The 23997-nt window shown below is 68.3% G+C and carries 24 protein-coding genes; 12 read left to right on the forward strand and 12 right to left on the reverse strand.

Annotated features, from left to right (window positions below):
- Position 1 precedes the first annotated feature (1 nt).
- Complete coding sequence (nadS, locus tag BSY19_RS12335; RefSeq protein ID WP_069054431.1) at positions 2-292, forward strand: NadS family protein; 291 nt, start codon at positions 2-4, stop codon at positions 290-292.
- 42 nt (positions 293-334) lie between these two features.
- Here the strand turns inward: nadS and BSY19_RS12340 are convergent, their stop codons facing one another.
- Complete coding sequence (locus tag BSY19_RS12340; RefSeq protein ID WP_069054432.1) at positions 335-1138, reverse strand: creatininase family protein; 804 nt, start codon at positions 1136-1138, stop codon at positions 335-337.
- Positions 1139-1339: 201 nt separating this feature from the next.
- Here BSY19_RS12340 and BSY19_RS12345 point away from each other — a divergent pair, with 201 nt between their 5' ends.
- The 4 genes from BSY19_RS12345 (at position 1340) to BSY19_RS12360 (ending at position 5606) form a co-directional block, all read left to right on the forward strand.
- Positions 1340-2362 carry an ABC transporter substrate-binding protein gene (locus tag BSY19_RS12345; protein ID WP_069054433.1) on the forward strand — a complete coding sequence of 341 codons (1023 nt, stop codon included), beginning with the start codon at positions 1340-1342 and terminating at the stop codon, positions 2360-2362.
- A 154-nt stretch (positions 2363-2516) separates the two neighbouring features.
- Positions 2517-3332: an ABC transporter ATP-binding protein gene (locus BSY19_RS12350; protein ID WP_236840521.1), complete on the forward strand. Its 816-nt coding sequence runs from the start codon at positions 2517-2519 to the stop codon at positions 3330-3332.
- Entirely contained in the window at positions 3329-4213 is an 885-nt protein-coding gene (locus tag BSY19_RS12355) for an ABC transporter permease (RefSeq protein WP_171905135.1), read from the forward strand. The genes BSY19_RS12350 and BSY19_RS12355 overlap by 4 nt, the downstream gene beginning before the upstream one ends.
- Before the next feature lies 1 nt (position 4214).
- Complete coding sequence (locus tag BSY19_RS12360; RefSeq protein WP_069054434.1) at positions 4215-5606, forward strand: FAD-binding oxidoreductase; 1392 nt, start codon at positions 4215-4217, stop codon at positions 5604-5606.
- Here BSY19_RS12360 and BSY19_RS12365 read toward each other — a convergent pair.
- Positions 5594-6535: a hypothetical protein gene (locus BSY19_RS12365; protein WP_069054435.1), complete on the reverse strand. Its 942-nt coding sequence runs from the start codon at positions 6533-6535 to the stop codon at positions 5594-5596. The genes BSY19_RS12360 and BSY19_RS12365 overlap by 13 nt on opposite strands.
- Before the next feature lie 30 nt (positions 6536-6565).
- Complete coding sequence (locus tag BSY19_RS27545; protein ID WP_150129596.1) at positions 6566-6823, reverse strand: hypothetical protein; 258 nt, start codon at positions 6821-6823, stop codon at positions 6566-6568.
- Between the two features lie 3 nt (positions 6824-6826).
- Between BSY19_RS27545 and BSY19_RS12370 the strand changes: the two genes are divergently transcribed.
- The 4 genes from BSY19_RS12370 (at position 6827) to BSY19_RS12385 (ending at position 10608) form a co-directional block, all read left to right on the forward strand.
- Positions 6827-7972 (forward strand): MlaE family ABC transporter permease, encoded by a 1146-nt coding sequence (locus BSY19_RS12370; protein WP_069054436.1) that lies wholly within the window; start codon positions 6827-6829, stop codon positions 7970-7972.
- A 154-nt stretch (positions 7973-8126) separates the two neighbouring features.
- Positions 8127-8849, forward strand: coding sequence for an ABC transporter ATP-binding protein (locus BSY19_RS12375; protein WP_069057045.1), 723 nt, complete (start codon positions 8127-8129; stop codon positions 8847-8849).
- A 3-nt stretch (positions 8850-8852) separates the two neighbouring features.
- A complete protein-coding gene (locus BSY19_RS12380; RefSeq protein WP_069054437.1) occupies positions 8853-9998 on the forward strand; it encodes an MlaD family protein in 1146 nt (381 codons plus the stop codon).
- A gap of 4 nt (positions 9999-10002) precedes the next feature.
- A complete protein-coding gene (locus BSY19_RS12385; RefSeq protein WP_150129597.1) occupies positions 10003-10608 on the forward strand; it encodes an ABC-type transport auxiliary lipoprotein family protein in 606 nt (201 codons plus the stop codon).
- A gap of 166 nt (positions 10609-10774) precedes the next feature.
- On the opposite strand, the gene BSY19_RS12390 is transcribed toward BSY19_RS12385, so the two are convergent.
- Positions 10775-16312 (reverse strand): apolipoprotein A-IV repeat region-like domain-containing protein, encoded by a 5538-nt coding sequence (locus BSY19_RS12390; protein ID WP_069054438.1) that lies wholly within the window; start codon positions 16310-16312, stop codon positions 10775-10777.
- Between the two features lie 105 nt (positions 16313-16417).
- The gene (locus BSY19_RS12395; RefSeq protein ID WP_150129598.1) at positions 16418-16738 is read right to left on the reverse strand and encodes a hypothetical protein; all 321 of its coding nucleotides are present in this window, start codon (positions 16736-16738) and stop codon (positions 16418-16420) included.
- 288 nt (positions 16739-17026) lie between these two features.
- Here BSY19_RS12395 and BSY19_RS12405 point away from each other — a divergent pair, with 288 nt between their 5' ends.
- Positions 17027-17347 (forward strand): 2Fe-2S iron-sulfur cluster-binding protein, encoded by a 321-nt coding sequence (locus BSY19_RS12405; protein ID WP_069057047.1) that lies wholly within the window; start codon positions 17027-17029, stop codon positions 17345-17347.
- 24 nt (positions 17348-17371) lie between these two features.
- Here the strand turns inward: BSY19_RS12405 and BSY19_RS12410 are convergent, their stop codons facing one another.
- Positions 17372-18610, reverse strand: coding sequence for an MFS transporter (locus BSY19_RS12410; protein WP_069054441.1), 1239 nt, complete (start codon positions 18608-18610; stop codon positions 17372-17374).
- Between the two features lie 226 nt (positions 18611-18836).
- Here BSY19_RS12410 and BSY19_RS12415 point away from each other — a divergent pair, with 226 nt between their 5' ends.
- Positions 18837-19259 carry a universal stress protein gene (locus BSY19_RS12415; protein ID WP_069054442.1) on the forward strand — a complete coding sequence of 141 codons (423 nt, stop codon included), beginning with the start codon at positions 18837-18839 and terminating at the stop codon, positions 19257-19259.
- 6 nt (positions 19260-19265) lie between these two features.
- On the opposite strand, the gene BSY19_RS12420 is transcribed toward BSY19_RS12415, so the two are convergent.
- From BSY19_RS12420 to BSY19_RS12440, 5 genes are all read right to left on the reverse strand, one after another.
- Positions 19266-19865 (reverse strand): hypothetical protein, encoded by a 600-nt coding sequence (locus tag BSY19_RS12420; RefSeq protein ID WP_150129599.1) that lies wholly within the window; start codon positions 19863-19865, stop codon positions 19266-19268.
- A gap of 56 nt (positions 19866-19921) precedes the next feature.
- A complete protein-coding gene (locus tag BSY19_RS12425) occupies positions 19922-20194 on the reverse strand; it encodes a BrnA antitoxin family protein (RefSeq protein WP_069054444.1) in 273 nt (90 codons plus the stop codon).
- The gene (locus tag BSY19_RS27000) at positions 20178-20480 is read right to left on the reverse strand and encodes a BrnT family toxin (RefSeq protein ID WP_083247563.1); all 303 of its coding nucleotides are present in this window, start codon (positions 20478-20480) and stop codon (positions 20178-20180) included. Before BSY19_RS27000 ends, BSY19_RS12425 begins: the two co-directional genes overlap by 17 nt.
- Before the next feature lie 68 nt (positions 20481-20548).
- On the reverse strand, positions 20549-21724 hold the full coding sequence (locus BSY19_RS12435) for a vWA domain-containing protein (protein ID WP_069054446.1): 1176 nt from the start codon (positions 21722-21724) through the stop codon (positions 20549-20551).
- 95 nt (positions 21725-21819) lie between these two features.
- Positions 21820-22092, reverse strand: coding sequence for an HU family DNA-binding protein (locus tag BSY19_RS12440; RefSeq protein WP_069057048.1), 273 nt, complete (start codon positions 22090-22092; stop codon positions 21820-21822).
- 283 nt (positions 22093-22375) lie between these two features.
- Between BSY19_RS12440 and BSY19_RS12445 the strand changes: the two genes are divergently transcribed.
- Complete coding sequence (locus tag BSY19_RS12445; protein ID WP_069054447.1) at positions 22376-23620, forward strand: flavin-dependent oxidoreductase; 1245 nt, start codon at positions 22376-22378, stop codon at positions 23618-23620.
- Between the two features lie 5 nt (positions 23621-23625).
- Here the strand turns inward: BSY19_RS12445 and BSY19_RS12450 are convergent, their stop codons facing one another.
- Positions 23626-23985: a PilZ domain-containing protein gene (locus tag BSY19_RS12450; protein ID WP_083247564.1), complete on the reverse strand. Its 360-nt coding sequence runs from the start codon at positions 23983-23985 to the stop codon at positions 23626-23628.
- Between the last annotated feature and the right edge of the window lie 12 nt (positions 23986-23997).

The following is a 23997-nucleotide window of genomic DNA, read 5'->3' on the forward strand; positions in this document are numbered from 1 at the left end:
GATGCCGACATTCGGACAGGACCTGGTCGCGAGCGCGACCGAAGCGGTGGCGATCGCGCGAGGCGACAAGGAGCCCGCCAAGACAATCACCGTCGAGACTGTCGATGTTGCTGCCATTCGCAAGAAGCTGGGCCTCTCCCAGGAGGCCTTTGCCCGCAAGTTCGGCCTGAGCCCGGCGACCTTGCGCGATTGGGAGCAGGGACGCCGCAGCCCGGACAGGACCGCCCGCGCGCTGCTCAAGGTCATCGACCACGCTCCCGACACCGTCGAGCGAGCGCAGAAGGGCGCTTGATACGGGCTCGGCCTGCAGCGGTCACAGGCGCGTTCTCGGGGGCTAGCCGGCCCCCTTGTGCAGCCGCTCCAGCGGAAACCGCGCCACATCCGCCAGCAATTCGACGAAGCCTTTCGCCTGGAAGGCGGCCGTCGCCTTGCCCTTCTCGGCCGTGGCGAGCGAGGCATCGCCCGCGGCGCCGGAAGGGTGGACGTCCTGCGCCATCCAGGCCATCGCGTGCAGGCCGGTCGGCCGCAGCCAGCTGTAGCCCTCGGCCGCCATATCGACCGTCAGCGGGTTGAAGGCGGCGGCCTGGCCCATATCGACCAGGTCCGGCCGGAAATGGAGCATCAGCGAGGTCTCGATGTCGCCGGCATGGATGCCGTGATTGGCGTCGAGATCGGCGAAGAGGCCCGGCGGCAGGCCGAACGCGCGCCAGGCCGTCGTCACCGCGAGCATGCCGTGCCGCACGCGCAACTCCCGCGCCACCACCTTCATCGGGTCGATATTGCCGCCATGCGAGGTCAGGATCACCAGCTTGCGCAGGCCCGCGCGCCGGACGCTCTCGCCGATCTCGATCCAGCTCTGCGTCGCGCTCTCCCAGGAGAGCGTCAGCGTGCCCGGCGAATGCAGGTGCTCGTTCGACTTACAGATCGCCAGCGTCGGCAGCACGAGCACGTCGAGCCCGGCCGGCACCAGCGGCATCGCTTCCGCGAGCATCGCGTTCATGATCGTGGTGTCGACCGACACCGGCAGATGCGGCCCATGCTGCTCGATTGCCGCCAGCGGCAGCACCGCAACGGTGCCCTCCGCCGAAAGCCGGGCGAAATCGGTGGTCTTCAGATCGCCCCAGAAGCGCGCGCCCATCGTCTTGTCGTCTCCATTTGCGTGACCCGCACAGTCTAGCCCGCCCGCGCGGAAAACGCAGGCGCGATCACCTGTGGGCAATGGCCTCCGGCGGCGCCATGACGCAGTGTCGCGGTTCCTGCCGAAGCCCTGTCATGGCATACAGTTTGCTGCCGCGCAGCCAAGGCGTTCAGCCGAGGATTATCAGGGGAGGTCACAAGGATGACGATGACGAAGTACCGCCTGACGCGCCGTGGTGCGCTGGGCCTGATCGGTGGATCGGCGCTGGTCGCCGTGCCCGGAGCGCGGGTGAGCGCGCAGACGCTCGACAAGGTGTCCTACCAGACCAACTGGCGCGCCCAGGCGGAGCATGGCGGCTTCTACCTCGCCGCCGCCAACGGCATCTACAAGAAGTACGGCATCGACGCCGAGATCCGCCCCGGCGGCCCGCAGCAGAACCCCTCGCAGCTCCTGCTCGGCGGCCGCGTCGACATGATCATGTCGAACTCCTTCGAGGCCATCCGCTATGCGCAGGAGAACATTCCCTTCCTCTGCATCGCCTCGATCTTCCAGAAGGATCCGCAGGTCATCATCTCGCATCCGGGCGTCGGCAACGACTCGCTCGCCGCGCTGAAGGGCAAGCCGATCCTGGTCGGCGCCGCCGGCCGCACCAGCTACTGGCCCTTCCTGAAGGCGAAGTTCGGCTACACCGACGAGCAGATCCGGCCCTACACCTTCAACATGGCGCCGTTCCTGGCCGACAAGACGATCTCGCAGCAGGGCTTCCTGTCGTCGGAGCCCTTCGCCATCCAGAAGCAGGGCGGGGTCACGCCGGTGGTGCATCTCATCGCCGATGCCGGCTTCGAGAACTACAACACGACGATCAACATCTCTCGCAAGATGGTCGACGAGAAGAAGGACCTGGTCCAGCGCTTCGTCACCGCCACGCTGGAGGGCTGGGCCGCCTACATGAAGGGGCAGAACGTCGCCGCCGCCAACGCGCAGATCCTGAAGGACAATCCCGACATGGATCAGGAGAAGATCGACTACGCGGTCAAGGTGATGAACGCCAACGGCATCGTGCTCTCGGGCGATGCGACGACGCTCGGCATCGGCGCCATGACCGATGCGCGCTGGGGCTCGTTCTACAAGACGATGACGGATGTGGGCGTGTTCCCCGCCGGCATCGACCTGAAGAAGGCCTACAGCCTGGAGTTCATCAACAAGGGCGTCGGCAAGGCGTAAGCTTGCTCCCTCGCTGCCGTCATCCCGGATAAGCCGCGTAGCGGCGCCGATCCGGGATCCATCGTAGAGTTCGACGCCCTTCGATGGATCCCGGGGCAAGCCCGGGATGACGTCGCGGTTGGTGCGCCCAGCACAATCAACGGATCATCAGGCTTTGGACACGGCCTCTCTGAGCACTCCCCATGCCGTTCGCCCGGAGGGTCGCAAGCCCCTGGTCTGCGTGCGCCATGTCTCCAAGCAGTTCGGCAACGGCACGCTCGCCGTGCGCGACGTCAATCTGAGCCTGGGGGAGGGCGAGTTCGTCAGCCTGCTCGGTCCCTCCGGTTGCGGAAAGTCGACGCTGCTGCGGATGATCGCGGGCCTCGGCGCGCCCTCCAGTGGGACGATCGAGTGGCCGACCACGGTTCATGACGCATCGGGCGAGCCGCAGCGGGATCTCGGATTTGTCTTCCAGGACCCGACGCTGATGCCCTGGGCGACGGCGCTCGCCAACGTGATGATGCCGCTGACCCTGAAGGGGGTGCGCACCAGCGAGGCGCGCGAGCGGGCGGCGGCGATGCTGGCCCTGGTCGGCCTCTCCGGCTTCGAGAAGTCCTATCCCCGCGAACTCTCCGGCGGCATGAAGATGCGCGTCTCGATCGCGCGCGGGCTGGTGCTGCGGCCGAAGATCCTGCTGATGGACGAGCCCTTCGCCGCGCTCGACGAAATCACCCGCCACCGCCTGAACGACGATCTGCTCGAGCTGTGGTGGAAGGAGAAGTTCACCGCGGTCTTCGTCACCCATTCGGTGTTCGAATCCGTCTATCTCTCGAAGCGCATCGTGGTGATGGCGGCGAGACCCGGCCGCGTCATGGCCGATCTCGACGTCGACGCACCCTATCCGCGCGACGACCTCTTCCGCACCTCGCCGGAATACGCCCATCTCTGCCGGGTGGTCTCGGGCAAGCTCAAGGAGGCGATCGGCTCATGAGCATGCCATCGATCGAAGCTCCGGCCCCCGCCCATGGCGGCACCGACTCCGACGCGCGCCCGGTCTTCTTCACCGAGCCGCGCCTGCTGGGCCTGCCGGCCAGCGCCTGGCCGCGCATCCTCGCGCCGATCGCGATCGGCGTGTTCTCGCTGGCGCTCTGGGAGTTCGCTGTCCGCTGGAACGGCATCCCGGCCTATATCCTGCCCGGGCCGCTCCTGATCGGCCAGACCCTCGTCTCCGACTGGGGCACGCTGTCGGGCTCGCTCTGGATCACGCTGAAGATCACCTTCTTGGCGCTCGCCGCGGCGGTCATCGTCGGCGTCACGCTGGCCGTGCTGTTCACCCAGTCGAAATGGCTGGAGATGTCGCTGCTGCCCTATGCGGTGATCCTGCAGGTGACGCCGATCGTCGCGATCGCGCCGCTGATCATCATCTGGGCCGGGGACATCAATCTCGCGCTGCTGATCTGCGCCTGGATCGTCGCGTTCTTCCCGATCCTGTCGAACACGATCCTCGGCCTGAATTCGGCCGACCACAACCTCGTCAACCTGTTCCAACTCTATGGCGCGAGCCGCTGGCAGACGATGCGCTATCTCAAGCTGCCGGCCGCCTTGCCCTATTTCCTGGCCGGCCTGAAGATCTCCGGCGGGCTCGCGCTGATCGGCGCGGTTGTCGCGGAGTTCGTCGCCGGCACCGGCGGCAGCGCCTCGGGGCTGGCCTATCGCATCCTCGAGGCCGGCTATCAGCTCAAGATCCCGCGCGTCTTTGCCGCCTTGCTGATGATCTCGCTTTCGGGCATCGCGATCTTCCTTTGCACGAGCTGGATTTCGCACATGCTGCTGCGGCGCTGGCACGAGAGCGCCCTGAAGCGGGAGAACTGAGATGAGCGCACTGCCCGAACGCCAGCCGAGGCCCGAGCGGGTCTCGCGCTACGACATCGCCGCGCTGAAGGAGGATCTCGCCGGCATCGCGCTGATCGACGAGACGCAGGTCGTCCGCAAGCGCTCGCGCGACTTCTTCTGGTACTCGCCGATCCTGAACCAGCAGCTGGCGGACAAGTCCGCCGACATCATCGCCACGCCCCGCGACGAGGCGGAGGTCGTGCGGATCGCGGCCGCCTGCGCGCGTCGACGCATTCCGCTGACGGTACGCGCCGCCGGAACCGGCAATTACGGCCAGGCCGTCCCGCTCGAGGGCGGCGTCCTGCTCGACATCACCGGCCTGACCGGCATCGAATGGCAGAAGCCCGGCATCGCCCGCATCGCCGCCGGCGCCCGCATGCTGGATGTCGACATCGCGCTGCGCGAAACCGGCTTCGAGCAGCGCATGCATCCCTCGACCAAGCGCAGCGCGACCGTCGGTGGTTTCGTCGCGGGCGGCTCGGGCGGGGTCGGCTCGGTGACCTATGGCGGCCTGCGCGAACCCGGCAACATCCTGGCCGCGCGCATCGTCACGGTCGAGGAAGAACCGCGCATCATCGAATTGCGCGACGACGCCGCCCAGAAGGTCAACCGCGCCTATGGCACGACCGGCATCATCACGGCGCTGGAAATGCCGCTCGCGCCGGCCTGGCCCTGGATCGACGTCATCGTCGCCTTCGACAGCTACATGGACGCCTTCGAGACGGGCTACGAGGTCGCCCTCGCGGACGGCATCGTCAAGAAGCTGGTGACGCCGATCTCGTCGGTGATCACGCCTTATTTCGGGGCGCTCAAGGCCCATTGTCCTGAGGGCAAGAGCATCCTGATCTGCATGATCGCCGAAGGCTCGCTCGGCCCGTTCAAGGCCATCGTCGGCAAGCGCGGCGCGGTGACATACGAGGCGCCCTCGGAGGAGGGGCCCGGCACCGTGCCGCTCTACGAATACACCTGGAACCACACCACGCTGCAGTGGCTGAAGAGCGACCGCTCCATCACCTATCTCCAGTGCCTCTTCCCGCATGATCGGCTGGTCGAGAGCGCGCGCGAGACGATCGCCGCCTTCGGCGACGAGCTTCTACCGCATCACGAGTTCATCCGCTTCGGCGGCAAGGTGACGGCGAGCGCGCTGCCGATCCTGCGCTACTCGACACCGGAGCGGCTCAACGCGGTCATCGCCCAGCATGAGGCGTCCGGCGTCTTCATCGCCAACCCCCATGTCGTCTCGCTGGAGGAGGGCAGCCGCCACAAGCGGGCCGATGCCGACCAGCTCGGCTTCAAGGGCGAGGTCGACCCGCAGGGCCTGCTGAACCCGGGCAAGATGGCGAGCTTCGTGCCCGCCGGTCAGGCGAAATAGGCGAGCTTCCGCGAGGCCGGCATCGCGTCGATCTCGCGCAGCCCCGCTTCCGAGCCGCTCGCGAGCGTCGCGGGGGCAGGCGCTGACGACGGGCCATGCCGCTCGTCGAGCAGCCCGAGCGACAAGGGCTCGGACGTCGAGGCCGGGTCGTAAGCCACGTCCGGCTCGTCGAACACGACATCGTCGTCGAGTTCCAGAATGGAGCCGATCCGGGGCTCGCTGCCGAGCAGGCCGGTCGCTGCCGCCCCGCTGGCGACGGGTGCCACGGGCTCGTCGTCGATCTCGATGACCTCGATGCTGCCGCGGCCGACATAGGGCGGGGCTTCGACCAGCCCGATGTCGAGCACGCGCGGGAGCGGCGCGGTGAAGGGCTCGCTCGGCGCGGATGCGGACGACAGGCCGGAGACGGCGCGCAGGCTGCTGTCCAGCATGGCGATCGTGTCGGCGATCTTGTCGATCTGCTGCACTGTTCCGTCGACGACGGCCGTCGCGGTGGCGATCTCGGCGGCGTGCTGGTCGAGCTTGTCGCACAGACCCTCGCCTGCGCCGGCCTCGCGCAGATTCCAGGCGACTTCCTGGATGCTCTCGGTGGCCTGCAGAATGGTGCCGGCGACCGCCTCGATGCGGGCGGCGAGGCCCGAAGCGCGATCCTCGGCCCGGCCGCTGATCCGCTCCAGATCGATGCGCAGATCGGCGATCAGCGCCGTGGCCTCCGCGATGTCCGACACGGCCATCGGCTGCGGGGCCGGCGTGCCGACGACCCGCTCGATCCGATGGATGGCCCCGAGAATCTGCTGCGTGTCGGCGTGGCGGTTGCGGCGGGCAAACTCCGCCATGAACCAGCGGCCGCGAGCCGTTTCCATCACGGCGGCTTCGATCGCCTCGTAGTCCGTCTCGCTCAGCGGCGTCAGCGACCGTGCTTCGCTCATGACCGATCTGCTTTATGAGGCCCGCGCGAATCAAGAGCGGCGGCAGACCTGATGCACCCTGACGTTACCTGCCACCGGATTGGTTAACGATTGGTTTCCCAAAGGGTAGCGCCGGGTCGGGCGCCGCGATGCCCGCCGCCCGGCATGATCCGCCGCCGCTGTTGCATCCACGCCCTTGCCAAGGCCAATCGGCGCGGCGATACAGGCGACAGGGGTGAGGCCGGCGCCTTCGATGGTGTCGCGGATTGATGAAAGACGTCGTCGATCGCGGGCGAGGACATCACGCAAACCATGGCGATCCCTGATACGGCCGAACCCCAGGCGGTCTTCCGCGACGATGCCGGGACCCTTGCCGTGACGCTGGCCGGGTCCTGGAGCGCTGATCGCGCCCCGCGAATCGAGACCCTCGTGAAGGAGATCGCCGAGCGCGTCAGCCGGTCGGCGCGGGCGCGGCTGGATCTCTCCGCAGTGGAGCGGCTCGATACGCTCGGCGCCTATGTGCTGAACCGCGTCAAGTACGACCGCGAGAGCGCAGGCGCCGCCGTCGAGATCGTCAGCAAGCGACCCGAGCACGGCGTGCTGCTGGCCGAGATCGAGATTCACGATCGCGAGCAGCCCGTCTCCAGCCGTCAGTTCCGGATCGTCGACATCCTCGTCAGGATCGGCGCGGCCGTCGTGCGCTTCGGTCGCGACATGGTCGCGGGGTCGATGTTCCTCGGCGAGGTCGTCGTCGCCTCCGCCAGCGTCGTGCTGGGGCCGCGCAAGTTCCGCGGGCCCTCGATGGTCAACCAGATCGAGCTGATCGCCTTCAACGGCGCGCCGATCATCATGCTGATCTCGTTTCTCGTCGGCTGCATCGTCGCCCAGCAGGGCATTTTCCAGCTGCAGCAATTCGGCGCGACCGCCTTCGTGGTGAATCTGACGGGCATCCTGATCCTGCGTGAACTGGCGGTGCTGCTGACCTCGATCATGATCGCCGGCCGCTCCGGCTCGGCCATCACGGCCGAGATCGGCTCGATGAAGATGCGCGAGGAGGTCGACGCGCTGCGGGTGATGGGCCTTGACCCGATCGAGGTGCTCGTCGTCCCGCGGATTCTGGCTCTGGTCGTCTCGCTTCCGATCCTGACCTTCATCTCCGCCATGTCGGGGCTGACGGGTGCCGCGCTGGTCTCCTGGCTCTATGGCGGCATCGGGATCGACACCTTCCTGGCCAGGCTGCAGTCCGTCATCACCTGGAAGCACTTCTTCGTCGGCCTGGTGAAGGCGCCGTTCATGGCCTTCGTCATCGGGCTGATCGCCTCGATGGAGGGGCTGGCGGTCAAGGGCTCGGCCGAGTCGCTCGGCCGCCAGGTCACGGCCTCGGTGGTGAAGGCGATCTTCATGGTGATCGTCGTCGATGCGCTTTTCGCCATGTTCTTCTCATCCATCGCCATGTGAGGCCCGTATCCCGACCATGAGCGAGCAGGGGATCCATCAGGCAGACGCGGCGTTTCGGAACGCCGAACCGTCGCGGGACGCCGCCGCCGGCGCGGAGGGCGAGGTCGTCATCCGCGTGCGCGACCTCAAGGTCGCCTTCGGCGAGAAGGTGATCATGGACGGGCTCGACCTCGATGTGATGCGCGGCGAGATCCTCGGCTTCGTCGGCGGCTCGGGGCAGGGCAAGTCGGTGCTGACCCGCACGATCCTTGGCCTCGTGCAGAAGGCGCGCGGGACGATCGAGGTCTTCGGCGAGGACGTCGACACGCTCAGCACCGTTCAGCGCCGCGCCCTCGAGCGCCGCTTCGGGGTGATGTTCCAGCAGGGTGCGCTGTTCTCGGCGCTCAGCGTCAAGCAGAATATCCAGCTGCCGATGCGCGAATATCTGGAGCTGTCGCCGGCGCTCCTCGACGACATGGCGATGGTCAAGCTCGATCTCGTCGGCCTGCCGCCGGACGCGGCCGACAAGTCGCCCTCGGAACTGTCGGGCGGCATGATCAAGCGCGCCGCGCTGGCCCGCGCGCTCGCGCTCGACCCCGACATCGTCTTCCTCGACGAGCCCACCTCGGGCCTCGATCCGATCGGAGCGGCCGAGTTCGACGACCTCATCGTCACGCTGAAGCAGACTTTGGGGCTGACCGTGTTCATGGTAACCCACGATCTCGACAGTCTCTATTCCGCCTGCGATCGAATCGGCGCCCTGGCGGACAAGCGCGTCATCGCCGTCGGCCCCCTGGCCACGATGCTGGCATCCGACCATCCATGGCTCAAAGCCTATTTCGGCGGCGAGCGGGCCAGGGCCCGCATGCCGTCGGAGCACCGGGAACACGCAGTCTAGCCCATGGAATCACGTGCAAACTATGCGCTCGTCGGGTTGTTCACGCTGGCGGTCCTCGCTGCGGTGTTCGGCTTCGTCTACTGGTTCAACAGCGGCAATGCCGGCGGGCGGCAGGACGTGCGCGTCATCTTCAGCGGCACGGTGACCGGCCTCGGCCGCGGCTCCAACGTGCTGTTCAACGGGCTGCGCGTCGGCGAGGTCACGCGCATCGAGCTGCAGCCCAACGATCCCAGCCGCATCAACGCGGTGATTTCCGTGGACGCGAACACGCCCCTGCGCGTGGACACACGGGCGCGGCTGGAGACGGTCGGCCTCGCGACCGGCATCGTCGCTGTTCAGCTCGTCGGCGGCGACCCGAAGTCGCTGCCGCTCAAGCCGCCGGAAGGGCAGACCCTGCCGGTGATCGTCGCCGACCGCTCCGAGCTGCAGGACATCGTCGAGACCGTGCGCAACATCGCCGCCAAGGCGGATGCCACGCTCAGTGGGCTCAACAATCTCGTGAAGGACAATGCCGGCTCGATCGGCAACACGGTCAGGAACGTCGAGCGCTTCTCGGCCGCGCTCGGGGATAATGCCGACGGCGTCGACAAGCTGATGAAGAGCTTCGGCAGCATCGCCGAGACGATCGCGCCCCTCTCCGAGAAGCTCGGCGTCCTCAGCCAGGAACTCACCGACATCGTCCGTTCGGTCGACCAGAAGAAGGTCACCGAGATCATCGGCAATATCGACCGGTTCACCGCGGCGCTCGGCGGCTCCAGCGGCGATGTCGGCAAGGCGGTCAAGGACGTCGCCTCGATCACCGAAAAACTCAACAAGGCGGCCGACCAGGTCGAGGGCGTACTGGTCAGCGCGCAGGCCTTCCTCAACACCGCCGCGGGCAAGGACGGGCGCAGCGCCTTCTCCGAGGTCAGCGACGCCGCCAAGTCGATCCGTGTGCTCGCCGACAACCTCGACAAGCGCACGGCCGAGATCACCAGCGGCATCAGCCGCTTCACCGGGCCGGGGCTGCGCGACATCGAGGCGCTGGCCAGCGATGGCCGTCGCACGCTGACGGATCTCAATCGCACCCTGCGGAGTTTGGAGCGTAACCCGCAGCAGTTCATCTTCGGCGGCAAGCCCCCGCTCCCGCAATATGGTGGATCCCGCTAGACCCATGTCGATCCCGATTCAGTCGTCTCCCATCATGCCCCGCCGCCTGCGTGCCGCAGCGCTCACGCTCACGGCGGCCTTGCTGCTGGCGGGATGTGGCGGCGGCAGCGCCCCCACGACCTTCGACCTGACGGCGCCGCGCGATTTCGGGCGCGTCGGCGCTTCGCGCGCCACCCTGGTGGTGCAGGAGCCGACGACGGTCCAGGCGCTCGATTCCGACCGCGTCATCGTCCGCGATTCCAGCGGCGCGCTGTCCTTCGTCGGTGGCGCGCAATGGGCCGACCGCGTGCCCAAGCTGGTCCAGGTCCGCCTCATCCAGACCTTCGAGAACGGCGGGCGCGTCGGCTCGGTCGCGCGCCCGGGCGACCGCATCACGCCCGAGGCGCAACTGCTCACCGACATCCGCAGCTTCAACATCGACGCCGCCAGCGGCACCGCCGTCGTGGAGATCACGGCCAAGCTGGTCGGCGACCGCAGCGGCGAGGTCCGCCGTGCCCGGCTCTTCACCGCCCGCGTTCCAGCCGGTGCCGTCGACGGTCCCGCCGCCGCCCAGGCGCTCGACCGCGCCCTGTCCCAGGTCCTGATCGAGATCGTGCGCTGGGCGCGCTGAGGCGCCGCGCAAGCCACGGCAGCCACTCTTGGGCCCTGGGGCGGCAAGCTCCAGCCCTCCGCCCCGTCGATCTCCAGAGGCGATCGGAACCGGCGCCCCGACACGTCCAATGAAAAAAGGCCGCCCTGACAGGCGGCCTTTTTTCATGTCCGATCGGGGAGGGCGCTTACTCGAAGCGCCCGCTCGCATGGGCGAGCATCGTGTAGACCTTACCGGTCTCCGAGGTCAGGTAGGTCTTGGCCACCATCGAGTCGCGGTCGTCCTTGGCGGCTTCCGCCAGCAGGCGCTCGAACTCGTCGATGTAGCGGTCGACCGTCTCCTTGAACTCGGCGTCGCGGCGGTACTTGCGACGGATCTCGTCGAAGGTCTGCTGGCCCTGCAGCGTGTAGAGGCGCCGCGTGAAGACGTTGCGCTCACCGCGCTTGTAGCGGTCCCACAGCTCCACGGCGGCGTCATGGTCGATCATCCGGGCGATGTCGACCGACAGCGAGTCGAGCCGCTCGATCGAATGCGCGGTCGGCTTGGGTGCCTCGGGGGCCTTCTCCTCGCGCGAGGCGCGGTTCAGCAGGTCCGAGAGCCAGCCGCCCTTGGCCGGGCCGGCGGGCTCGGCCGCAACCGGCCGGCGCGGCGCCTCCGCGACAGGGGCGGGAGCCGCAGCCGGGGCCGGGGCCGGGCGCGGCGGCAGGCTCTGGCGCAGTTCGGCGCGTGGCGCGGGCTCGGCCGTCTCTGCGCTTGCGTCGAGCGAGGGCCTCAGCAGGGGCTCGGCCACGGGCAGGCGGGCCTGCGTGACGGTGGTGTAGGCCGGCTCCTGCCGGGGCAGGGTGGCGGCGGGGGCCGAACGACGGCTCTGGCCGGCATCGACCGGCAGCGCGACGTCGCTGCGGCGGCCGGAGCGGGTGACGATCTCCGTCAGCTCGTTCAGGGCCTTGATCTGCTCGGCGACGACCCGGCGCATGGCCGAGGTCGATTCCTGCGTCTCGCGCGGCAGATCGAGCACGCCGCGCTTCAGCTCGGCGCGCGTCTCCTCCAGCTCGCGCTGGATCTCCGCGGAGACGCCGCGCATGTCCTGCGCCGCGACCTGGAACCGCTCGGTCACCTTGGCGAGCTCGCCGCCGACCTCGCTGGTGACCTGCTCATAGGCCTGGCGCAGCGCCTGGGCGGTGCGGTCGCGCTCCTTGCCGGTCGCGGTCCGGATCAGCTCGAACTGCTGGGCGATGGCGCTGGTCGTCGTCTCGGCCGAGTCGTTGAGCACCGCGCCGATCTGGCGGGCGCGGCCTTCGGCCGTGCTGAGCGATTCGTCCATGAGGGCCGCGAAGGAGCGCGTGATCGACTCGACATCGTCCGTCCGTGCCGCGATCAAGCCATGCAGTTCTTCCAGCGACTGCTTGCGATCAGCCAGCGCCTTGCCGACGCGGGCCTCGACCTGCTCGAGGCGGCCCGTGACCGAATGCAGGGCGGCGGCGCTCGTCTGGGTGATCTCGCCGAGCGCATGCCCCTTGTCGTCGAGCTGGCCGATCAGCACCGCCGTCTCGCGCAGCGTGCCCTCGGAGAACGCCTTCAGTTCCCCGATCTGGGTCGCGATCTGCTGCGAGGCCTTGCCGGTCTCGTCCATCACGGTGGCGATCACGCTCTGCAGGTCACCGACGCGGGCCGACAGCCCACCCTCGACGGCCGCGAGGTTCTTGTTCGCGCCGTTGACGATCTGCTGCATCAGCTTGTTGGCCTCGCCGAGGCGCCCGAGCATGCCGCCGAGCTCGCCGCGCAGCTGCTCGTTGGTGGCGACCAGCGCTTCGACGGACTGACGGGTGCCGTTCTCCAGCGTGTCGCGGAGCGCGCTCGACGAGGTGTCCAGCGCCGTGGTGATGGCCGTGCCCCGCTCGCGCAGGCCCTCGATGATCGAGGAGCCGCGGGTTTCGATGGCGCGCACGACCGTCTCGCCGATATTGGCGACCTCGTTGGCGATCGACTCGCCGCGCTGTCCGAGAGCCGCGACCATGCCGCCGCCCTTGTCGTCGAACAGCACGCGCAGTTCCTCGGCGCGGGCGCCGAGCGCCGACGAGATCGAGTCGGACTTCGACTGCAGCGTCTCGGCGATCTGCTGACCGCGCTGGTCCAGCGTGCCCGAGACGGTGTCGAGGCGGTTGACGACGCGCTCTTCGAAGCGCGCGACGCTGCGGTCCAGCGTATCGGCGATCTGGAGTGCGCGGCCGCCGAGCGTGGCGTTGATCGTATCGGCCTTTTCGCTGAGCGTGCGGGTGAGCGACTCGCTCTTCGAGGTGACAACCTCGCCGATCTCGTCCGCCTTGGCGGCAAGCGCGCGGGTGACCTCGCGGCCGCCCTCCGCCAGGACGCGGGCGATGTCGACGGTGCGCTCGACCAGCGCCTCGTTCAGCGCCGTCGCACGCGAGCCGAGATTGCCGTCGATGCGCGCGATCAGGCTGTCGAGCGATGTGGCGATCTCGGCGCTCTTGGCGCCCGAACGCTCCTCGAACAGCTTGATCTGGCTTTCCATCGCGTCGGTGGCTTCGCGGGTCCGGTCGGCCAGGATCGCGGCGGCCTCGGCGGCGCGCGTTCCGACCCGGTCGGCCAGGGCCATGCCGTCCTGCCCGATCAGCTTCTCGACGCCTTCGATGCCGCTGGTGACGGCGAGCGTCAGCGCGCGCGTATCGTCGGAGAGGCGGCCCGTGAGCTCGCCGCCCTTGTTGATGATGACGTCCTCGAAGGCTGCCAGCCTGTCGCCGAGCGCGGTCTCGACCTGCCGGCCCTCGGTCTCGAAGAGGCTGGCGAAGGCGCTGAGGCGCGCGCCCATCGTGGTCTCGATCTCGCGGCCCTGCTCGTCGAACAGGCGGGTCAGCGCATCGTGGCGGCCGGCCAGGGCCTCCGTCAGCGCCTGGGCACGGCTCTCGACCGAGCGCAGCATCGATTCCGCATTGGCGGAAAGAGCCTCGTTGACGCGGCCGCCCTGCTGGGTCAGCGCCAGCACGATCTCCTTGCCGGTTCCGGCCAGCAGCGTGCGGGCCTCCTCGGCATGGACGGTGAAGGTCTCGCGCAGGCCGCGCGTCGCCTCGGTGACGCGGTCGGCGACGTCGCGACCGTCGACATTGATGGTTTCGGTGAGGGCGCGGGTGGCATCGCCCAGGCGGCGCGCCAGCTCCTCGCTCTGCTCGCCGAGCAGCGTATGGACCTCATGGCCCGCGCTGACCAGATCGCGCAACAGGCTCTCGCGCTGGTCGCCCAGCAGCGTGCCGACCTGCTCGCCGGTCTCCGTCAGGCGCAGCAGGAAGCCGCTCTGCTGCTGCTCGAGTGCGCCCTGCGCGGTCTCGGCGGCGTCCGTCAGGCGGGCGGCGAGCGCCGCGCCGCGCTCGTCGAGCCGCTGGTCGAGACTGTCGCCGGTTTCCGCCAGACGCGTGATCAGGGCGCTGCTGCGCTCCGCCAGCACGGTGTGGACCGAGCGGCCGACATCGGCGACGCGCGTCACCAGCGCCTGGCTCTCGTTGCTCAGCAGGTCCTTCACCTCGAGGCCGGCCTGCGACAGCTTCACCGTCAGGGCGGCGGCCTGCTCGTCGAGCAGTGCGCCGACGCGCGTGCCGGTCTCGGACAGGCTGGCCGCCAGCGCATCGCTCTGCAGCCCGATCAGGCCGTTCACCTGCTCGCCGGCCTCGCCGAGGCGCATGACGAGGGCTTCGCTCTGGTTGTCCAGGAGCTTGGCGACTTCGGCGCCGGCCCCCGACACGCGGGACGCCAGGGCGTCGCTCTGGCCCGCCAGCAGGCTGGCAACATTGGTGCCCGTGCCGGAGACGCGCGCAACGAGCGTGTCGCTCTGCTCTTCCAGGAGCTTGGCGACGTTCGCGCCGGTGCCCGACACCTGGGACACGAGATTCTCGGCCTGCTGGCCGAGCATGGACTGCACGGTTTCGCCGGTTTCCGACAGCCGCGTCACGAGCTGGCCGCCGCGCTCGTCGATCACGCTCTGCAGGCCGTCGGTCACCGAGGCGACGCGCGTCGCCAGTTCCTCGCCGCGACGTCCGACCGTGTCGCCGAGCGACTGGCCGACTTCGTCGACACGCAGGATGATGGCGTCGCTGCGCTCGCGCAGGATGTCGTCGACCGTGCGGGCCGTGTCGTTCAGTCGCGTCACGAGGCTGTCGCTCTGCGAGCCGATCAGCGTGTTGACGCTCTCGCCGACCTCGAGCAGGCGCGAGGCGATGAGTTCGTTCTGGCGCGCCAGCAGGCCGTTCACGCCGCGGCCGACCTCTGCGAGACGGGTCGTGACGCTGTCGCCTTCCTCGGCGAGCGAAGCCCGCAGGCTCTCGCCGGTCTCGGCCAGCCGCGCCCGCAGCGCCTCGCTCTGGTCGTCGATCAGCGCGACCATGCTGCGGCTGCTCGTCTCGAAGCGCTCGGCCGCCTCGATCCCGCGGGCGGCTATGTCCTGCGCCAGCGTTTCGCCGGTCGTGCGCAGCGTCTGGTTCACGGTGTCGACGCGGGCGGTCAGCGTGTCCACCACCTGCGAGCCGGTCTCGCTGATGGCGCGGGTGACGTCACGCGCTCCCGTCGCGAGGCCCTCGGCGAGGGCCGCACCGGTGCGCTCCAGCGAGGAGGCGATGTCGCGCGCGCGGCCGTCCAGCAGGGTGGACAGGCTGTCGCTGGCGCCGGACAGCCTTTCGCTGACCTCGCCGGAGGTGACCTGCAGGCGTTCCACCAGCTCGCTGCCGCGGCCGCTGATCTCGTCGATCATGCGTTCGCCGGCGCGTCCCAGCGCCAGCGTGATCTGGTCGCCCTTCTCGCCGAGCGAGCCGGTGACCCGGTCGCCGACTTGGGCGACGGCCTCGGCGATGGTCCGGCTGGCGTTGTCGAGGTCCTTCGACAGGTTTTCATGGGCGCCGCTGATCGCGAACTTGACGCGCTCGGCATTGCCGACGACCGCCTCGCGCTGTGTCACCAGCTCGTCGATCAGGGCCCGCAGGCGGATTTCATTGTCGGCATAGGCGCGCTCGAGCGTGGCGATCTCGCCGCGCACGATCGTCTCCAGCTCGCCGGCACGGGCGACAGCCCGCTCGATGCCATCCCCCATCGCCGCGACCTCGCGGCGGATGGTCTGGCTCAGCGAGAGCACGGCATCGGCGCCCACCACCTCGGGCTCGGCCAGCCGCAAGGCGACCTCGGTCATCGCCCGCGAGACCAGGCGCATTTCCTGCGTGCGGCGATAGAGCGCCGCCAGCACGAAGAAGAACACGACCGGCGCGCCGATCGCCAGCGCCAGCAGCGTCCATTCGCCGACGCCGAAGGCCGCGAGACGGTCCGGCACGCCACCCTCGGTGGCACCGAGGCGGCTGTTGAGAACGAAGGCGGCGCCACCGAGCCAGGTCAGCGTGGCGAGCGCCGCAAACCAGTAGGGCTTGGCCGAAGGCCGGACCGAAAAGGCCTGGACCAGAGAGGTGGAATCGCGCCGGTCGTCATTGGCGACCCGGCTGGTGTCGGGAGCGATCGCGGGCCGGGGCTGCGGCGCGGCGGCGGCGGCCGGCGGCGCGGGCTGCTCGATGCGCGGCAGGTCGAGCTTCAGGTCGTTCTCGGTGGTGGCGGGAAGCTTCGGCTCGGAGGCCGGTTCGCTCTCGGAGCCCACCTTCGGCTGGTCGAGCCGGAGAGCCTCCTCGATCGCGGACATCGCGGCTTCGGTCGGATCCTGAAGCTTCTTTTGCCGGGTCATGCTGTGCCGCCTCGCCACGCTACTCGATGAGCGCCCGATCGCGTTTCTCGACCTGACCTAGGACCGCCTCTGGTCCGGCCGGGGGAGAAACACTGCGCCCATCATTTACCAATTGGAAGGGTAGTTGACGCTCATAGCGTTGGGAACCCGTTTGCGGTGCCGATTCACAAACGTCGTTAACGCCTCGTTCACCATGACGGCGCTTTCTGAAGCGTGTCCCGACCGTCGCCGCGAACCGGCAGAACCGCCATTTTCGAGCCTTTGATGCCCCAGACAGCCATCGATCTTGCCCATCTCGCCCGCCAGACCGGCGGCGACCACGATCTCGAGCGCGAGCTTCTCGCCCTCTTCGCCCAGCAATGCGTCCATCATCTGCGCACGATCCACCAGGCCGAGGATTCGCGCGCCCGGATGGACGCGGCCCATACGCTCAAGGGGCGGCCCGGGCCGTCGGAGCCTGGCAGGTCGCCGAGGCGGCGGACGCCATCGAGCAGCGGATCGCCGAGGCAGACGCACGACGGACCGAGGCGGCCATGGACACGCTCGCACTCGCGGCGGCCGAGGCGCGCGCGGTCATCGGTCGTTTCGACAGCGCGGCCTGAGCGCCAGCGCGCCCGCACCGATCCGCCGCAGGGCGGGATCGCGCAAAGGGCGTTCCCCGCCGGTTGGAAATGCTCTAAGGCGAGCGCGTCCCCTCGCATGCTGGAGTTCGAGATGCCGCAGGTCACCTTCATCGACGCGCACGGAGAGAGCCGGACGGTCGAGGGCGAAGCCGGGGCCACGGTGATGGAAGTCGCCATCCGCAACGGCGTGCCGGGCATCGAGGCCGAGTGCGGTGGCGCCTGCGCCTGCGCGACCTGCCATGTCTATGTCGACGAGGCCTGGACGGCGAAGACAGGCCGTCCCGAGCCGATGGAGGAGGACATGCTCGACTTCGCCTTCGAGGTGAAGCCGACCTCGCGCCTCTCCTGCCAGATCAAGCTGCGCGACGACCTCGACGGCCTCGTCGTCCGCACCCCGTCGCGCCAGGGCTGACAACGGGCGCTCGGACCGGCCGTCCTACTCGGCCGCAGCGGGCAGGGCGGGCGACATCACCGTCTCCGCCCCCGGCGCCGGATGCCGCGGCACCAGGAACGCCAGGCCCAGCGAGACGATCGCCACGCCGGAGCCGATGTAGAACACGATCGCCGGGTCGCGCAGCCAGATCAGGCCGAAGGTCACCGGCAGGAACACCGCTGCGATGTGGTTGATCGTGAAGGCCACCGCCGAGGTCGGCGCGATGTCGGCCGGGTCGGCGATCTTCTGGAAATAGGTGCGTTGCGCCAGGGTGAGGGTGAAGAACACCCCGTCGACGATGAAGAGCGCGCCTGCGACGAAGACGCCCCAGCCGGCGAAATGGCCGTGGCTGGCCAGCGCATAGCCCACGAAGACCACGACCAGGGAGACGTTCTCGAGCTGGATCGTGACGCGCTCGCCGACGCGGCCGACGAGATGCCCGAGCGCCGGGCCCATGAAGGTGTTGATGCCATAGGTCGCCAGCAGCAGCATCGCGGTCGCCGAGACGTCGTAGCCGAAGCGCTCGACCAGCAGGAAGCCGCCGAAGGCCATGAAGATCTGCCGCCGGGCGCCCGACATGAAGGTCAGCGCGTAGTACAGCCAGTACCGCTTGCGCAGCACGAAGCCCTTGTTCTGCGGAACGGTGCCCTCGAACCGCGGAAACACCAGCCAGGCGAGCAGCGCCAGGACCACGACCAACCCGCCGGCGACGAGAAAAACCACGATATAGCCCGGCTGGAACACCCGCCAGACCACCGCGATCGATCCAAAGGCCAGAAGCTGGGCCGTCGCCGAGGCGCCGGCGATGCGGCCGAGCAGGCGCGGCGCCTCCTTCTTCGGCAGCAGCTGGAGCTGCAGCGACTGCTGCGCCGTCTCGTAATAGTGGAAGCCGATCGACATGATCGTCGTGGTCAGCATCAGGCCGCCCAGCGTGGGGTGGTAGCCGGTCACCGCGACGCCGATGCCGAGCGTCACCAGGCTGACATAGGCCAGCATCTGCTCGCGCATGAACCAGAACAGGATGATGGCGGTGAAGGCGAGGAAGCCCGGAATCTCGCGGACGGACTGCAGGATGCCGATATCGGCGCCGGAGAAGCCGGCCGCCTCCTTGGCGAAGTTGTTCAGCAGCGCGCTCCAGCTGGCGAAGCCGAGCCAGTTGATGAAGGCCAGCGTCATCAGGAAGACGGTGGGGGACGCCAGGAGGGCGGCGGGGCCGGTCGGCCGGGAGGCGGTGTCGGACATCGCAGGGCCCGTTCGGGGAGTGCGGAGGAGATCACCGCGGCAACGCAGGGCCGAGGCCCGCAAGGCATCACTTCTAGAATGGCCGGGCCATGTTGGGTAGCGTGACTCCGTGCATGGCGCGCCAGCGCGGCATCGGGGGCGGCGGCGGACGCTTGCCTTTGCGCTGGATCATCGCGCTGGCCGTCGCGCGCCCTAGGATGGCTCACGCAGCAGCGAGGAGAGCGAAATGTACAAGTCGATTCTGGTTCCCGTCGACATCGCCGAGCCGGAGATGGCCGAGCCCGCCATCGCCGCCGCCACCTCATTCGCCAAGGCGTCGGGCGGCGCCGTCAGGCTGGTCTATGTCCGCTCGCTCGTGCCGGTCACCTATATGGAGTTCGTGCCGGCGGGGTTCGATGCCGAGCAGCAGGAGGATGCCGAGGCGAAGCTCGCCGCCATCGCCGCCAAGATCGACCTCCCCGAGGCGCAGGTTTCCGCCAAGGTGCTGATCGGCTCGGTGCATGGCGAGGTTCTGGCCGAGGCCGATGCGAGCGGGGCCGATCTCGTCGTGATCGGCTCGCACGAACCCGGCATTCTCGCCTATGTCATCGGCTCCAACGCCTCGTCGATCGTGCGACGGGCCAAATGCTCGGTGCTGGTCGTCCGCTGAGCGGCGTCAGGCGCGCCGGCCCGGCACGAGGTCATCAGGCACCTCGCCGAGCGCGAGTTCGCGCGGCTTGTTCAGCGTCACCATGGGCATGACCTGCCAATAGGAGGCCGCTGCCAGCAACAGGCCGAGCAGGGCGGTCGAATAGGCGCCCTGCAGCAGCGCGCGGCCGGTGAAGAAGGCGAGCATCAGCAGGGACAGCGCGCTGACCGTCGCCAGCGCGATCCAGAGCAGCGACGGCTTGCCGGCGACGAAGCGCGCGCGGGGGTTGGCTTGGGCGATCGCGGCCGCCAGCGCGCTCACGAAGGCGTGGTAGCCGGTGTCGTCGCGGTCCATGTCGGTCAGCGAGCGCCAGGACAGGTTGCCGAAGGTGATGGTCTTGCCGTCGGACAGCCGCAGCTGCGTCTTGAAGCCCTTCGAGCTGAGATTGCTCGGTGCATAGACGAACCGGACCTGTTCGACCGCCGACAACCTCACGCGGTCGACCTTGCGGGTCGAGTCGACGACCAGCGTGTCGCCCTCCAGCCGGTAGGCGATCTCGAAACCGACGGGTCTCGCCCGCTGGCGCCAGGATGGGGGAGGGGTATCGTCGTCGGCAATCGGCTGCATGGCGCGAGCCATAGCCGCTCAAACCGCGCTTGTCGCGGCCTCTCCGCCTCAAGGGGTCAGCTTTTCGTCGCGTCCAGCTTTTCCGACAGCCATATCTTGATCAGTGACTGATAGGGGACGTCGCGCTTGTTGGCGGCGATCTTGATGCTGTCCAACAGCGCGTTGGGCAGCCGGATCGAGATCGAGGTCGAGGACGGCTTCAGGTTGGGAAAGCGAACGGCGGACGCTTTCGTCCAGTCGACATAGTCCGTGGAGTCATGCGTTTCCCAGAAGGTCCGCTCCTCTGCCTCGCTTTGGAATGTCGGGATCCTCTTAAGCGACTTGGGCATAATGCCTGCGCTCCTTTCGGTTCATGTCACGCGCCGAAATCACGCGGATGAGGCTTCTGTCTCTCCGCAATGTGAAAACCACATAGAGATGACGCCCCTCATCGGTTCGGCCCAGCGCCCGGAGCCTGTGTTCTGTAACGCTGTATTCCCGATCCTCTGCCAGCAGCAGCGGCTGGTTCATGAAGACCTGCTCCGCCTCCGCCTGACTGACATGATGCTTGTCGACGCTCTTGCGCTCGTTTCCCTGATCCCAATCGAAGCCGATGACGAGATTGAGATCGACCACGATTGTATATCCTGATCATATACGCATCAACTGTGGCTGGCGTGACCTGGTCACCCCTCGGGGACGCCTCAGCGCGCCAGCACTTTCATCGCCCCGTCGAGACCGTCCAGCGTCAGCGGGAACATCCGCCCGCCCATGAGCGAGCCGATCTGCCGGATCGACTGGGTGTAGCTCCACAGATGCTGCTGCACGGGATTGAGCCAGACCGATTTCGGGAAGCGGCCGGTGATCCGCTCCATCCAGACCGCCCCGGCCTCCTCGTTCCAGTGCTCGACCGAACCGCCGGGCATCGCGATCTCATAGGGGCTCATCGAGGCGTCGCCGACGAAGACGACGCGGTAATCGGCCGGATATGTCCGCAGCAGTTCCAGCGTCGGAATCGTCTGGTCGTGCCGGCGCCGGTTCTCGCGCCAGACCCGTTCATAGGGGCAGTTGTGGAAGTAGAAATGCTCGAAATGCTTGAACTCGGCCCGCGCCGCCGAGAACAGCTCCTCGGCCAGTTCGATGTGCCAGTCCATCGAGCCGCCGACATCCAGGAAGAGCAGGACCTTCACGGCATTGCGCCGCTCGGGCCGCAGCTTCACGTCGAGATAGCCATGCCTTGCCGTCTCGCTGATCGTCGAATCGAGATCGAGTTCCTCGGCCGCACCCGTGCGGGCGAACTTGCGCAAGCGGCGCAGCGCGATGCGCAGGTTGCGCACGCCGAGCTCGCGCGTGTCGTCGAAATCCTTGAACTCGCGCTTGTCCCAGACCTTCACCGCCCGGAAATTCCGGTTGCCGTCCTGCCCGATGCGGACGCCCTCGGGATTGTAGCCATAGGCGCCATAGGGCGAGGTGCCGGCGGTGCCGATCCATTTCGAGCCGCCCTGGTGGCGCCCCTTCTGTTCGGCGAGGCGCTGCTTCAGCGTCTCGAAGAGCTTGTCCCAGCCGAGTGCATCGATCTGCGCCTTCTCGGCGTCGGTGAGGTATTTCTCGGCGAGCTTGCGCAGCCACTCGTCGGGGATGGCCTGCGCCTCGACCGCCTGGCCCAGCGTCTCCAGGCCCTTGAAGACCTGTCCGAAGACCTGGTCGAAGCGGTCGAGATGACGCTCGTCCTTCACCAGGCAGCAGCGGGCGAGGTGATAGAAATCCTCGACCCGGTGCTCGGCCAGATCGGCCTCCACACCCTCGAGCAGCGCGAGATACTCGCGCAGCGTGACGGGGACCTTGGCGGCCCGCAGATCGGTGAAGAGTCGCAGGAACATCGCGCTACTCTGGCGCGCCCCGCGCCGGGGTCAAGCCGGACCCGGCCGTGGTTCCGGCCGGCGAGCGGCGCGGAACGACGGCAGGGCAGGGGCGATCACGCCACGGCGTCGGCGAGATCCTTGGTGACCTTGAACTTCACCACGGTCTTGGCCGGGACCTTGATGGTGGCGCCGGTCGAGGGGTTGCGGGCTTCGCGAGCCTCGCGCTTGGCGGCCGAAAACTTGCCGACGCCACCCAGCGTGATGTCGTCGCCGGCCTTCAGGGTCTTCGCGACGACGGTGCCGAGCGAGGCCAGGATGGCGGAGACGTCCGTCTTCGACTTGCCGGTCTCGTCGGCAATGGCGGCGATCAGTTCATTCTTGGTCATGAAATCCTCCATGGGGAGCGTTGTGGGGCATCACGCGACGCGAAGGGTCGTCCGGCTCGTCCGAAAACGCAGCGCGAAGGCCGCAGGCGGCGCGATGCGGTTGCGGCAGTTGCCACGACCACCGTCGAAAGGCGATGCCCGCGCCGCTAGATACGCACAGAATTCGCATTCGTTCCGCGCATTGTGGCGTCGGCGCAACCAAAGGGCGTCTCGATCCCGTGCGATTGACAAGGTCGCGCCTGTTATTTCAAGCTTGAAATAATCGAGGGTCTGGGGACGCGCCATGAAGGTCATCATCGTCGGAGGCGGCATCGGCGGCCTGACGCTCGCGCTGATGCTGCAGGCGCGCGGGATCGGCGCTGTCGTCTACGAGCAGGCCAGCGAGATCCGCGAAGTCGGTGTCGGGATCAACACCCTCCCGCACGCCATTCGCGAACTGGCCGATCTGGGCCTGCTGCCGGCGCTCGACGCCGTCGCGATCCGCACCCGCGAACTGGTCTACATGAATCGCTTCGGCCAGACGGTCTGGCGCGAGCCGCGCGGCCTGCATGCGGGTTCGCCGACGCCGCAGTTCTCGATCCATCGCGGCCGCCTCCAGGCCGTGATCCGCGACGCCGTCGTGGCGCGGCTGGGCGAGGGCGCGGTCCGGACCGGCCGACGTCTGCAGGGCTTCATCCAGGACGAGGGCGGCGTCACCGCCCACTTCGCCGATTCGCGCCGGGGCGAGACGGGCGAGACGGCACGCGGCGATATCCTCGTCGCGGCCGACGGCATCCACTCGATGGTGCGCGCCCATTACTTTCCCGACCAGGGGCCGCCCCGCTGGAACGGTGTCCAGATGTGGCGCGGCGCCTGCGACTGGCCGGTCTTCCTCGATGGGGAGAGCATGATCGTCGCCGGCGGCATGGCCGGCAAGCTGGTGCTCTACCCGATCGCCAAGGGCAAGACGGCCCAGACCCGGCTGACCAACTGGGTCGTCAACATCCGCACCGGCGATCCCGCCAAGCCGCCGCCGAAGGAGGCGTGGTCGAAGCCCGGGCGGCTCGAGGACGTGCTGCCCTTCGCGCGCCGCTTCACCGTGCCCGGCGTCGACATTCTCGGGCTGATCCAGGCGAGCCCCGGATTCTGGGATTACCCGATGTGCGATCGGGACCCGTTGCCGCGCTGGACCCATGGCCGCGTCACGCTGCTCGGCGATGCCGCCCATCCGATGTATCCGGTCGGCTCGAACGGGGCCTCCCAGGCGATTCTCGACGCCCGCTGCCTCGCTGACGGGCTGGTCCGTTCGGAGCACCCGCGCCACGCGCTCGCCGCCTATGAGGCCCAGCGCCTGCCGGCGACGGCGGACATCGTGGCGCTGAACCGCAAGGGCGGGCCCGAGCGTGTCATCGACGCGGTCGAGCAACTCGCGCCCAACGGCTTCGACGATGTCGAGCGGGTCCTGAGCTATGCCAAGCGCGAGGCGATCGTGAAGTCCTATGCCGGCAAGGCCGGGTTCTCGCAGGAGCAGCTCGCCCGGCGGAGCTGAGCGGCTCAGCCGGCTTCGGTCAGTTGCCGAATGCGGCTCTTCAGCCGGGCATTGTCCTGTTCGCAGTGCTTCAGGCGTCGTGCCATGTCGAGCGGCACGATCTCGCCGCTGGACGGGGCCTCGAAGGCGACGCCGACGCGCTCGCCGTCGCGCCAGCGGATCCGCGCGACATAGGCGCGCTGATGGCGCGCGATGTCGAGATCGAAGGCGATCGGCAGCGCGATGGAGTCGGAGATCACCAGCAGGGCTCCGTCGTCTGAAACATTGCGGACGACACAATCGAGTGTGCAGTTCTTTTGGTTGAAACTGACGCGGCCTCCAAGCAGAGATCGGAGGCGTTGTTTCTTTCGTCGCTCGACAATCATAGTATTGAGTTC

It is taken from the genome of Bosea sp. RAC05 (genome assembly GCF_001713455.1).
Classification (GTDB): Bacteria; Pseudomonadota; Alphaproteobacteria; order Rhizobiales; family Beijerinckiaceae; genus Allobosea.